At 32.7% G+C, this 12505-nt stretch carries 13 protein-coding genes and 1 pseudogene; 12 read left to right on the top strand and 2 right to left on the bottom strand.

The window, feature by feature from the left end:
* Positions 1–86: 86 nt before the first annotated feature.
* The 3 genes from EPK97_RS04040 (at position 87) to EPK97_RS04030 (ending at position 2294) form a co-directional block, all read left to right on the top strand.
* Positions 87–899: a ZIP family metal transporter gene (locus tag EPK97_RS04040; RefSeq protein ID WP_162035292.1), complete on the top strand. Its 813-nt coding sequence runs from the start codon at positions 87–89 to the stop codon at positions 897–899.
* Positions 900–934: 35 nt separating this feature from the next.
* On the top strand, positions 935–1624 hold the full coding sequence (locus tag EPK97_RS04035) for an HAD family hydrolase (protein WP_162035291.1): 690 nt from the start codon (positions 935–937) through the stop codon (positions 1622–1624).
* A gap of 109 nt (positions 1625–1733) precedes the next feature.
* Positions 1734–2294: an AAA family ATPase gene (locus EPK97_RS04030; RefSeq protein WP_162035290.1), complete on the top strand. Its 561-nt coding sequence runs from the start codon at positions 1734–1736 to the stop codon at positions 2292–2294.
* A gap of 83 nt (positions 2295–2377) precedes the next feature.
* On the opposite strand, the gene EPK97_RS04025 is transcribed toward EPK97_RS04030, so the two are convergent.
* Both EPK97_RS04025 and EPK97_RS04020 read right to left on the bottom strand, forming a co-directional pair.
* Positions 2378–2989, bottom strand: coding sequence for a TetR/AcrR family transcriptional regulator (locus tag EPK97_RS04025; RefSeq protein ID WP_162035289.1), 612 nt, complete (start codon positions 2987–2989; stop codon positions 2378–2380).
* Between the two features lie 170 nt (positions 2990–3159).
* The gene (locus EPK97_RS04020; RefSeq protein ID WP_162035288.1) at positions 3160–4593 is read right to left on the bottom strand and encodes a tryptophanase; all 1434 of its coding nucleotides are present in this window, start codon (positions 4591–4593) and stop codon (positions 3160–3162) included.
* A 228-nt stretch (positions 4594–4821) separates the two neighbouring features.
* Between EPK97_RS04020 and namA the strand changes: the two genes are divergently transcribed.
* The 9 genes and pseudogenes from namA to EPK97_RS03980 all read left to right on the top strand — a co-directional run bounded on the left by namA (position 4822) and on the right by EPK97_RS03980 (position 12196).
* Positions 4822–5838, top strand: a complete 1017-nt coding sequence (namA, locus tag EPK97_RS04015; protein WP_162035287.1) for an NADPH dehydrogenase NamA — start codon at positions 4822–4824, stop codon at positions 5836–5838.
* Positions 5839–5893: 55 nt separating this feature from the next.
* Positions 5894–6406: a GNAT family N-acetyltransferase gene (locus EPK97_RS04010; RefSeq protein WP_162035286.1), complete on the top strand. Its 513-nt coding sequence runs from the start codon at positions 5894–5896 to the stop codon at positions 6404–6406.
* A gap of 168 nt (positions 6407–6574) precedes the next feature.
* Positions 6575–8140 carry a M1 family metallopeptidase gene (locus tag EPK97_RS04005; protein ID WP_162035285.1) on the top strand — a complete coding sequence of 522 codons (1566 nt, stop codon included), beginning with the start codon at positions 6575–6577 and terminating at the stop codon, positions 8138–8140.
* Positions 8141–8220: 80 nt separating this feature from the next.
* Entirely contained in the window at positions 8221–8697 is a 477-nt protein-coding gene (locus EPK97_RS04000) for a GNAT family N-acetyltransferase (protein ID WP_162035284.1), read from the top strand.
* Between the two features lie 70 nt (positions 8698–8767).
* A complete protein-coding gene (locus tag EPK97_RS03995) occupies positions 8768–9652 on the top strand; it encodes an alpha/beta fold hydrolase (protein WP_162035283.1) in 885 nt (294 codons plus the stop codon).
* A gap of 27 nt (positions 9653–9679) precedes the next feature.
* Positions 9680–10104 (top strand): annotated as a pseudogene (locus tag EPK97_RS22515) (NUDIX hydrolase); the annotation flags it as partial.
* Positions 10102–10515: an NUDIX hydrolase gene (locus EPK97_RS22330; protein ID WP_420826773.1), complete on the top strand. Its 414-nt coding sequence runs from the start codon at positions 10102–10104 to the stop codon at positions 10513–10515. The pseudogene EPK97_RS22515 and the gene EPK97_RS22330, both read left to right, overlap by 3 nt.
* Before the next feature lie 33 nt (positions 10516–10548).
* Positions 10549–11364: a class I SAM-dependent methyltransferase gene (locus EPK97_RS03985; RefSeq protein WP_162035282.1), complete on the top strand. Its 816-nt coding sequence runs from the start codon at positions 10549–10551 to the stop codon at positions 11362–11364.
* A gap of 67 nt (positions 11365–11431) precedes the next feature.
* Positions 11432–12196 carry a nucleotidyltransferase domain-containing protein gene (locus EPK97_RS03980; RefSeq protein ID WP_162035281.1) on the top strand — a complete coding sequence of 255 codons (765 nt, stop codon included), beginning with the start codon at positions 11432–11434 and terminating at the stop codon, positions 12194–12196.
* Positions 12197–12505: the final 309 nt, after the last annotated feature.

The raw sequence follows: 12505 nt of genomic DNA, 5'->3' as shown, positions 1-12505 counted from the left end.
TACAAGTTGAATCTGTTATAATCCATCTAATTAGTTAACAATAGTATATTAATCATTAAAATGCAGGGTGAAAGGATGTTCATTTCATGTTTGTATGGTTCAGTGAATTAAATCCTACAGTGCAGGCACTAATAGGTGGGCTTTTTACATGGGGGCTAACCGCATTAGGTGCTGCAACTGTATTTTTCTTTAAAAGAATAGATAAACATGTATTAAATATGATGTTAGGATTTGCGGCTGGCGTGATGATTGCTGCTTCGTTTTGGTCATTATTAGCGCCTTCAATTGAGTTTAGTGAACAGAATGGACAGATTCCTTGGTTAGCTCCAGCAATAGGTTTTTTACTTGGCGGTTTATTTATTCGGTTGTTAGACTTTGTAGTACCACATCTTCATTTAAATGAAAAACATGAAAAAGCTGAGGGACCTGAAACGCAGTTCCAAAAATCAACACTGTTGTTTTTAGCGATTACTTTACATAACATTCCTGAAGGATTAGCCATTGGAGTTGCGTTTGGAGCAGCTTCTCTAGGGTTAGGAGAAGCATCATTAATAGGTGCCGTAGGTCTTGCCATTGGTATTGGTATTCAAAACATGCCAGAAGGTGCAGCATTATCTGTTCCTTTACGTGGAGAAGGGATGTCTAGAACGAGAGCTTTCCATTATGGACAACTATCTGCGATTGTAGAACCATTGGCTGCAGTGATTGGAGCAGGAGCTGTTTTACTTATCCAACCTATTCTTCCATATGCACTTGCATTTGCGGCTGGCGCAATGATTTTTGTAGTGGTTGAAGAGCTTATACCTGAATCTCAATCCTCTGGAAGTACTGATCTTGCAACACTAGGACTTATGGTTGGTTTTGTTGTAATGATGATTTTAGACGTAGCTTTAGGTTAATGAAACTACATAACATATGAGGGGGAGAATGAAGTTTGCATAAGGGGATTATTTTTGATCTTGATGATACGTTGCTAGATAGAAGTGAATCATTCGGTAAATTTTTAGAATTATTTATGGAGCAATATTTTAATTCATTGCCTCCTTCAAAAAAGAATCAATATATTGAAATTATAAAAAAGATCGATAATTATGGATACACAAAAAAAGAAGAAACTTTTAACCAATTACGTGAAACATTTACTTGGGAAGTTAAACCAGAGCTTGATGAATTGATGGAATTTTATTTTATTAACTATGTTCAATGTGCAATATTAATGGAGCATACCATTGAATTGTTAGAGTTTTGTAAACAAAATAACTATAAACTAGGTTTAGTGACAAATGGAAGAAATCAAATTCAATATGGAAAGATTGATCTTTTGAAAATTAGAGATTATTTTGATGCCATTGTCGTGTCTGAGGAGGCAGGAGTTAAAAAACCAAGTCAGCAAATTTTCCAATTGGCGTTGGCACGATTAGAATTAAAACCACATGAAGCAATCTTTGTTGGAGATCATCCTAAAAATGATATATTAGGTGCTTCTCAGGTTGGTATGAAAACGATCTGGGTTGATAAAAATCAAAAATGGGATGAATCATTGAATGTGATACCTGTAAAAACAGTAAAGAAATTAAACGAACTAATAGTGATTATAAAGGATGAGATGTATGATGGAAGGTGAAACCTACCAATAAATATCATTTGAAGATTAAAACGTGAATTCATATTTGTAAATTAACTATTTAAGGGACAGAAACTAGAGAAACGAATATACTCAAGAGGTGGAATACATGAAACTAGTATTGCTATTTGGTCCTCAAGCTGTGGGGAAAATGACCATAGGACATGAATTAGAAAAAATAACAGATCTTAAGTTGTTTCATAACCATATGACGATTGATCTTGTTCAACCGTTTTTTGACTTTGGGACGGAATCCTTTCGAAAATTAGTAAACCTGTTCAGAAATGAAATGTTTATAGAATTTACAAAAAGTGATCACTATGGAATGATATTTACGTATGTTTGGGCGTTTGATTCACAATCAGACTGGGATTTTGTCAACTATGTTTGTTCTATCTTCGAATCAAACGGAGGAGAGATCTATTTTGTTGAGTTAGAAGCAGAAATTGAAGAACGACTTGTTCGAAATACGACACCACATAGATTAGAACAAAAACCAACTAAAAGAAATATTGAACAGTCTGAGCATAATTTAAGAGTTACGCTGGAGAAGCACAGATTAAATTCTATCGAAGGTGAAATTACAAGAAAAAATTATATTCGAATTAACAATACGGATTTAAGTGCTGAAGAGGTAAGTCAAATCATTAAAGAAAAGTATGATTTGTAAACTTAAATATATAGGGGAATCAAAAAGAGGTACATAAACTTTTCGATCCCTTTCTTTTACATTTTCAATAAATTTGAGTATTATCACTTGTACAGTCCTTCAGTATAAATGGAAGCAATGTTATGCACGATTTCTTTAATTGGTGGGGTTTTATGGTCAGTTACAATTTCCCATAAATACATTTCATTAGCGTGAAACCAAGCACGGGCAACGATTGTACAATCGACATCACTTCTAGCAAGTTGGTTTTTTTGAGCGTAGGCGATGTCCTCTCCAATACGGTTTATAAACTGTTCACGAATATCCGTCCATTTCGATCTTACGTTATCTGAAAAGCGAATTGCTTCTTCAATGACCTGCATCATCAGTTTTTCCTTGTTAGCCATATCTAAAAATAATATACTTTGTGATTCAATTAATGCAAAGGCTTCTTCTTTTGATATTGGCTCATAAGTTCGATTGGCAATTTCATAAAATCTTTCCATTACATCTTCCATTAGTTCTATTAAAATATCATCCTTATTTTTAAAATATACATAAGCTGTTCCATATCCTGTTTCAGCTTTCTTAATGATTTGCGATATGGTCGTTTTTTGAAAGCCAAATTCAATAAATATGTCCTGTCCTGCATGTAATAATTTTTCTCTAGTTTGAACAGATTGCATTTTTCTTTTGGATATTTTTTTAGTTTCCATTTCGTTTCAATCCTTTAAAGTGATATATAAGACATATTAATGAAAAGGATAACACAGTTTATATATTTATTGAACTATGAAGTGAGATATTTATACTTTTAGATGCATTAAAAAGAGCAGAATTCCAAATGAAACTCTACTCTAATATTTTTATAAACTTTCTATTTTTTTTATACTTCAGACTGTATAACTGGGGTTTCTTTATCCTTTAGTACAGATGGATTGTCTGCAAGTGAAAATCGTGATGTGAAATGTCTTAAGATTTTTGGCTCGAAAGTAAAACTAACTCCCTGAACTTCAGTTCTTTTTTTATACAAAGCTTTAATTCCATCTGCAATGTAACGAATGTGATTATCTGTGTATACTCTTCTTGGAATCGTTAATCTTAACAATTCTAATGGAGATAAACCATCCTCTCCTGTTTTAATATCTCTACCAAATAACAATGACCCAATTTCAACACCTCGAATCCCACTTTCTAGATATAATGCAACAGCAAGTGCGTGAGCAGGGAATTGAGTTTTTGAAATGTGTGGCAAAAATTTTTGAGCATCAATAAATACAGCATGACCACCTATCGGTTCTTGAACAGGGATTCCATCATTTTTTAATAAATCACCTAATAATTGAACTTGACGTATGCGGTGTTCCAAATAATCTAACTCCACTACTTCCTGTAATCCGATTGCCAAAGCTTCCATATCTCTTCCAGCTAAACCTCCATAGGTAGGGAATCCTTCCATAGGGACAATATATGAACGACACTGCTCAAATAATTCTTTATGGTTACGAATAGCAAGAATCCCGCCAATGTTCACTAGGCCATCCTTCTTCGCACTCATGGTTAAACCATCTCCATAGGAGAACATTTCAAGAATAATATTACGTATAGATTTATTTTCATATCCATCTTCTCTTTTTTTAATAAAGTAGGCATTCTCTGCAAAGCGAGCTGCATCAAAAAAAACAGGAATATGATTTGATTTACCAATCTGGGATACTTCTTTTATATTTTGCATTGAAACGGGTTGCCCGCCTGCACTGTTACAAGTAACGGTAATTAAAATAAAGGCGATATTTTCTTTTCCTTGAGCTTTAATATAGGAATTTAATTTGTTGATATCAAAATTACCTTTGAATGGATGATCATTGGAAGTATCATATGCTTCATCAATTACCAGATTAATTGCTTTTGCCTGGTTTAATTCGATATGAGCTTTTGTGGTATCAAAGTGCATATTGCCTAATACCGCTTGACCTTGATTTTGAATTAATTGTGGAAAAAGGACTTGTTCTGCTCCCCGTCCTTGATGAGTAGGAATGACATATTGATAACCCGTAAGTTCTTGCACAGTTTGTTCGAGATGGTAAAAGTTCCTGCTACCTGCGTAGGATTCATCCCCCATCATCAAACCAGCCCATTGACGATCACTCATTGCTCCTGTTCCACTGTCTGTTAAAAGGTCAATATATACATCTTCACCTTTTAGTAAAAATGGATTATAACCTGCTTGTTCAATTTTTCTTTTTCGTTCCTCTTTAGGAATAAGGTGAATCGGCTCCACCATTTTTATTTTATAAGGTTCAGGATGATAAGTACTCATAGTATAAATCCCTCCTAATACAACTGATAATTAATGACTTCCATTAAATGATATTATGTCAATGACATTATGTCAATTTAATTTATATAAGGTTATGTTATGAAAATATATTCATGATTGTGAAAATCAAAAGATGAAGTAGGTTATAGAAAATGGTAAAATATTGAGATAATATCTAATTATGATTAGAATTCAATTAATGAAAATCAAATATAGGAGTTGTGAAACATGGCAAAGAAATTATTTTCTAATTACACATTTAAAAATATAACTTTAAAAAATCGTATCGTAATGTCACCCATGTGTATGTATTCTTGTGTTAAAGAAGATGGAAAAGTGATGGATTGGCATCTTACTCACTATACAAGTAGAGCGGTAGGGCAGGTTGGTTTAATTTTTGTAGAAGCTACAGCTGTAGATCCTCAAGGGCGGATCTCGCCGTATGATCTGGGAATATGGAATGATGAACAATTTGAAGGTTTAAAACAATTAACTGAAATGGCTCATCAACATGGCAGTAAGATTGGAATACAATTAGCTCACGCAGGTCGTAAAGCAGAAGTAGAGGGCAACATTTTTGCACCCTCGGCTATCCCTTTTAACGATGAAATGAGAACTCCTAAAGAAATGTCCATTAAACAAATAAATGAAACGATTCAAGCCTTTAAAGATGGTGCTCGAAGAGCCAAGATCGCAGGATTTGATGTCATAGAAATCCATGGTGCTCACGGGTATTTAGTAAGTGAGTTTTTATCGCCGTTAACGAATCATAGAACAGATGAATATGGGGGTAATGCTCAAAATCGATATCGTTTTTTATCCGAAGTGATAGAAGCTGTGAAAGAAGAATGGGAAGGACCGCTTTTTGTACGTATATCTGCTAATGATTATGCATCAGGTGGCAATACACCCAATGATTTCATTTATTATGCTAAAAGAATGAAAGAGCAGGGAATAGACTTAATTGATTGCAGTTCAGGAGGCGTTGTCCCTGCTTCCATTGATGCTTATCCTGGTTATCAGGTGAAGTTTGCTGATCAAATTCGAAATGAAGGAAACATTGCTACCGGTGCAGTAGGTTTGATAGTGAATGGATTACAAGCTGAGGAAATTCTTAAGAATGAAAGAGCAGATCTTATTTTTATAGGTCGAGAATTATTAAGAGATCCTTATTGGGCTAGAACAGCCGCTAAGCAATTGCGTATTGAAATCGAAAGTCCTGTTCAATATAACAGAGCTTGGTAAGAAAGTAAATAAACAAATGAGCTCATCCAGTTATAGGCTAAAGGAGAATAGTTTTATGAATCAAATATATGAAAAAACAGATAGAATCATTTTGAGGAATACAGAAGAGAAAGATTTGGACTTTGTTATAGATACTGAACATCATAAAGAAAACTCTCCATACATAAGAGCTTGGAAAAAAAGTGATCATTTAAACATAATGTCTAATCAAGAAAGATTACATCTAATAGTTGAGAATGTGTTGAATCAAGAACTTGTTGGATATGTAATTATTTCAGGTCACAAAAACCAAGATCATAATATTGAATTTAGAAGACTTGTTATTGCAGAAAAAGGTAAAGGGTACGGGAAAGAAACTGTAAACCTAGTAAAAAAACTAGCATTTGAAAAACTAAAAGCACATCGACTTTGGTTAGATGTAAAGGAACACAATCATCGTGCGTTTCATTTGTATAAATCATTGGGATTCAAAGAAGAAGGTCTGTTGAGAGAATGTTTTTTATATGAAGGTAACTATGAATCATTGATCATAATGTCAATTCTGGAAAATGAATATTGTATTAAATGAAATGAATATATAATGTAAACTATGATATGCACATCTCCACGTTATACCAAGATATAAAGATGAACCTTTAGCCTATAAAGGCATCAGAAACCAATTAAAACAAAAGAAGAATAATATGCACGTAAGAAAGTAAATTGTTTGAATTGATTTGGAAAGGGAGAGTTAACAATGGGAACTAACGAAAACCAACATAGTTCTTTAAAACTCATCGTTCTGATTCTGGTTTTTATGATTTTTTTGGGAGTCATATTTTTCATTACTAACGAATCTACAAATCTACCAAATAATCAAACAAATGAAGAACGTGTTTCAGATACTAAAAACAATCCAACTGAACAAGATGAAACCAAACAATTTATATCCGAACAAGATCAAAGTGTAGTCACTAATTCACTGGTTTCTTTTAAAGATTTCAAACCAAATCCTGTTCCTGTTGGAAGCAAAGGGAGTTATGACCTTTCCTTTGAAATGAATGAAGATGGAAAGTTTTTTGTGGAAGCAGAAATACAGGTTGAAAATTTATCAACAGATGATTGGTCTGAAATTGTTTTTTATTTCATTCCAAATGTGTTTACAGCAGGAAATGAAAAACATCAGGAATTGTTACAAGTTTACGAATATAGTATCGATGCTAGTGCTGATGCTAAAATAAACAATATTTATATAAACAATCAACTTGTAGATTATGTATTAGATTATGATACTTTAAAAGTGGAATTAAAAGAACCCATGATACCTAAAGAGAAGAAAATAGTCAGTATATCTTATGAATTTCATGTTCCAAAGTATGGAATGCGTTTTAAACAAGATGAAGGAAACTATCATTTAGCTCAGTGGTATCCAATGTTGGCAAATTATGCTTTAGGGTGGGATAAAAATGATTATTTTCCAGTTCCTGAATCCTATCATACGAACTTCTCTGATTTTCATGTTTCTTATGACATTCCACAAGGATTCACAATTTTAAGTTCTTCAGAAAATGACCCACCATCAAACTTAACAACGGGAGAATTTAATGCTTACAATGTAAAAGAAATGTTTGTTGCTATACTAAAGAGTGATATGTATATACAGACGGATGATATACAGGATATAGAAGTTAGAGTAACTTCATTTGAAGAACAATCTCAAGATGTAGATGAAGTCATGGAAACTGCTAAAGATGCAATTTCTTATTTTCACAATGAAGTAGGCAAGTATCCTCATAAACAATTCGATATTATCTTGGGAGAAAACTTACCGAGCATGGAATACCCTGGAATTGTAACGATTTCATCCTTAGACTCACTTGTTCATGAAATTGCTCATCAATGGTTTTATGGCATGATTAGTAATGATCCATTTGATGAAAGCTGGTTAGATGAGGGTTTTACAACTTTTGCAACATCGTACTATTTTTTTGATTACTGGAACTATTCCGAACAAGACTCATTTGATTTTCCTAATCGTCATCTAAACTATATATTGCAAGAAGGAATTTCAGAGCCTGCCAATGTGACTGTTTTTGAAAATATGAATTATAGAATTTTTGGATTATTTTATGGTCTTGCTCCTATAAAAATATGGGAGCTGCTGAAGGAAAATGGAATGAAGGATAATGCAACTATATTTTTAAAAGCTTATTATGATACCTATGCTTATAAACAAGTAAGTACTGAAGAATTTGTAAGGTTTTCACAATCCTATTTCCAAATGGAGGATACTATCTTTTTTGAGGATTGGTTAGATTTTTAAGTATAAAGCATGTCTATGTTTCTAGTTTGAATTTTTAAAGTGCAATTATCAGAAAATGTTCATAAAGGAGGATTTAATTCATGTTTGATATGTTAGTTAAACTGTATGACCTTTCAGATGAAATAATTAATCTTGATGAATTAAAAAATGAAGGCATTTCCATAAAAAGAGCATTGGTTCCTGATAAATATACCATAATTAATTATGCAAAAAATGAGTTTTATGAACAGTGGGCGGGTGAATGTGATGTCGCTTTTTCTAATCATCCAGTCTCCTGTTTTATAGCAGTGAAGGATAAACAAGTTATAGGTTTCGCTTGTTATGATGTGACTGCAAAAGGTTATTTTGGACCAACAGGTGTTTCTAAAAGGTATAGAGGATTAGGGGTTGGAAAAGTACTTTTACTAAAATGTTTATTGTCTATGAGAGAAGAAGGTTACGGTTATGCAATTATTGGATCCGTTGCTGAAGCTGCTGGGTTTTATGAAAAAACAGTGAATGCAATTACTATTGAAAACTCTTCACCAGGAGTATATGAAAGATTAATTGATAACTAAATATATTAAAATTTTACGTTATTAGATTTAAAGTATTTTATAAAAGTAGCATAAATAGGAGTGACATAAAGTGAAACAGTCCTATATCCAATTTGGAGGAAATATAGCTAGAATTCATGAGTGGGGAGATAAAAATAATCCACAAATCATCTGCTTTCACGGTTTAGGAGGTACTAGTTTAAGTTTTATAGAGATAGCTGAATCGTTAAAACATAAATATCATATATTATCATTTGATTTGCCTGGACATGGAAAGTCAAGTGCGTTTAAAACTGATGAAGAATATGGAGCGGATTATTTAGTAAATTGGGTCATAGATGTAATAGAGAGGATTGGAAATGATTCCTTTCATATTTTAGCCCACTCTTGGGGAGCAAGTGTAGCATTGCATTATGCTGCTGAATACCCGGAAAAAGTGGATAAAATGTTGCTTTTAGATGGGGGGTATCACGATTTTGAAATGGAGTATGTATATTTTACAGAGTTAGTGAAGTCAAAAAAAATAGGATACAAGCCAATGTGTTCGTTAGAGGAAATGATCACATGGTATGAAAAAGATTTTGACGAATTTATTTTTGATGACAAATCTAGTTTTTTAGAGGCTGAAAAAGCAAACCATAGAAGAACGTCACAATTGAGGGAAGTGGCTATATATGATTTGATGAGGGAAGAAGGTAGTAAAATTCATTTTCATGCAACGGGTGATACCGCAAGAGGTGTTATTAAATTTCAGTACCATTCACAACAAACATTGAAATTCTCTCAACTTAAAAGTGATATATTACTTATATATGTTGACCTTCCTGATCATTATTTTGATATAAGGAAGGTAATGGTTAAAACATTTGAACAGAAAGTAAAAGTAACTACAAAAGCGTATAGAGATACGACACATATGGTTCACTGGGATCGGCCTCATGAAACAATAGAAGACATTAAGAATTGGTTTAAATAAAAACAACATGTGATGGAGGAGCTAAGATTGAACTACGTAAGCGAACTAAGAAAAGAGATCGGAAATAAACCACTCATTTTAACTGGAGCTGCCACTTTTATCATTAATAACGACAACCATATTTTATTACAACAACGTAGTAATGGATATTGGGGGCTTCCTGGAGGATTAGATGAACTTGGTGAATCACACTTGAGGAAACAGCAATACGTGAGGCATATGAAGAAACAGGGCTGACTATTACTCAGTTGAAATTTTTAAATATATTTTCAGGGAAAAGTTATTACCTTAAATTAAAAAATGGAGATGAGTTTTACTCAACGACTGCCGTTTATTTAACTAGAAACTTTACTGGTACTTTGAGAAGTGATGGTGTTGAAACGATGGGTTTGCAGTTTTTTCCACTTGATCAGCTTCCAAAAAAATTAAGTCCAAACTATCGTCATTTTATTGAAATTTGTAAAAGAGAGATTACAACCTCTTATAAAGCACCGGTATCATGTAAGGGTATTATTATAAATGAAGATAAAGTACTGCTCGTGAAAAATGAAAGAAATGTTTGGGAGCTACCTGGTGGAAGAATGGAACTCGGGGAAGTACCGGAAGAAGCGGTAATAAGAGAAATAAACGAGGAGCTAGGGTTAAATTGTAAAGTTGAAAAAATCGTTGATGCTTATAATTTTGAGGTCATAAAAGATAAACATGTTTTTATAGTAACCTATCATTGTAAAGTTCAAGATGATTTGAATATACAACTAAGTGATGAACATATAGAATATAGCTGGTTTTCTAAAAAGGATTTAGAAGTGTTAGATTTAGCTAAAGGATATAAAAACTCAATTTTACAAGTGTTTAGTGTCTAGTTATATCAGATAAAAAGATAGAGGTGGGTATATATGATAGAAAATAAAAAGTTGCTATTTCCAGATCCATCAAAACATCCAGAATGGATACCTGCACATAGTCCAGATTGGTATGCAGGGTTAAATCGAAATGTTGAGAAATATAAATATCCTTGGAAATCTGAATTTGATGAACCCACAGCAGAGACAATTTTTGCAGACCTTATATCTGAACAATTAAACGATACCTCAAAAATATTAGATGTAGGATGTGGACATGGTGAGTTTACCCATCAGTTTGTTACAAAAACCAAAGACATTGTGGGTATTGATATAGAACCAAATTTTATAAGAACTGCAAAGGGTTCAAACAAGGATAAAGCGATACAGTTTGAATTGGTTGATGCAAATAAGAAACTGCCTTTTCAAGACAATGATTTTGACTTGATCTATACGAAAAAGGGACCTTGGTTATATGAAGAAGCCAGTCGGTTATTGAAACCAGGTGGAGTAATCCTCGGACTTTTTCATAGTGGTACAGATGGTGGATTAAGAGATTTGTTCCAAGGGCTGTATGCTCCGTTGCTACTAGATCCTTATGATATTGAGAAATTTGAGCATAAATATAATTTAAATGAGAGTTATGATTTAACGGACTTTGAACTTCGAGTGATAGAAGAAGTTGAATACCTTTCAAGACCAGAAGATGTGCTTCAAAAAAAGTGCTTTGGTCAAAACGATAAATTGAAACAATATGTTTGGCAACAATGTCTAAAGGGTGTAACAAAAATATTTAATCAAAACGCAACTTCTAAAGGATTGAAAGTAATTAATTATCATCATGTTGTACGTGCTAAAGTAGCGAAATAACTTCGGTTAAAGTTGAATATGCAGTTTAAACAACTTACAAGATGATGTACGATTGGAGAGCAATTAAATGGAAAAATGGGAAACGGCTTTAAATTCTTTTTTAATTGAATGGAAACAACGTCCTGAAGTGACTGCAGTAATGGTATGTGGCAGTTATGTTACAGGCAATCCATCTCCCCGTTCAGATATAGATATTCATATATTATTAGATGATAAAGTTGAATGGAGAGAAAGAGGAAATAAGGTTGTTGATGGATTTGTCATAGAATACTTTGCAAATCCTCCAAAACAAATTATAAAATATTTTGAAGAAGACTTTAATAATAAGAGAACGATGTCTATGGTTCAATTTTTAACTGGGAATGTTCTATTTGATCACACAGGCATAGTAGAACATTTAAAAACAGAAGCAGCTAGATGGAAAAATAAAATATATGAGAGATATGATGAAACTCTTATAGAGGTAAAAAAATACTCTATTTGGGATTCCTATGACAACCTCTTAGATTGTTTTGAACAACACAGACCTGATTTTCAACTAGTTTACAACAATGCATTAAGTCATTTATTCAATGACTATAGCAGCTTTCTTGGTTATCAACAAATACCTTACTATCAACTTTATACATTTTTAACAAATCCGATATACCATAAAAAATACTTAACTAACCCATTTCCTGATAGTCAATTTAGTCAACTGTTTATTCAAGCTGTTGAGGAGAATTCCATAGAACTCATGATGGAAAGTTTCAAGAATTTAACTGATTATGTTTTAGAAAAAATGGGTGGTTTCCATATCGACGGTTGGAAGATCAAAAGCAGCGTGGAATAGTTTTCCTCTCAATTTAATACTTATTTAAGGAATTAGTCACTTATTATTAATATTTTTTAGTTATTATTTTAAAAAAATAGTATAATAGGGATAAAATAACATGGGAACATTAACTAAGTAAACTTGGTTATGTAGCAGGTGCTTCTGATGTGGCTCTGTTATTTAGACCTTATTTTGGAAAAAATATTTTATTTTTCTATTGTATGAAATTTCAGGATGATGTATAATAATTAATGATAGATTCAACTATCTATTTTGGATAGGTTTTATGATTATCTTGTAAAAATACCCCATAAAAGGGTGTGTATG

The organism is Chengkuizengella sediminis (assembly GCF_010078385.1).
In the GTDB taxonomy this organism is placed as follows: domain Bacteria; phylum Bacillota; class Bacilli; order Paenibacillales; family KCTC-33759; genus Chengkuizengella; species Chengkuizengella sediminis.
Note: the sequence above shows the minus strand (reverse complement) of the source record. Positions and strands in the feature narration are given on the sequence as shown.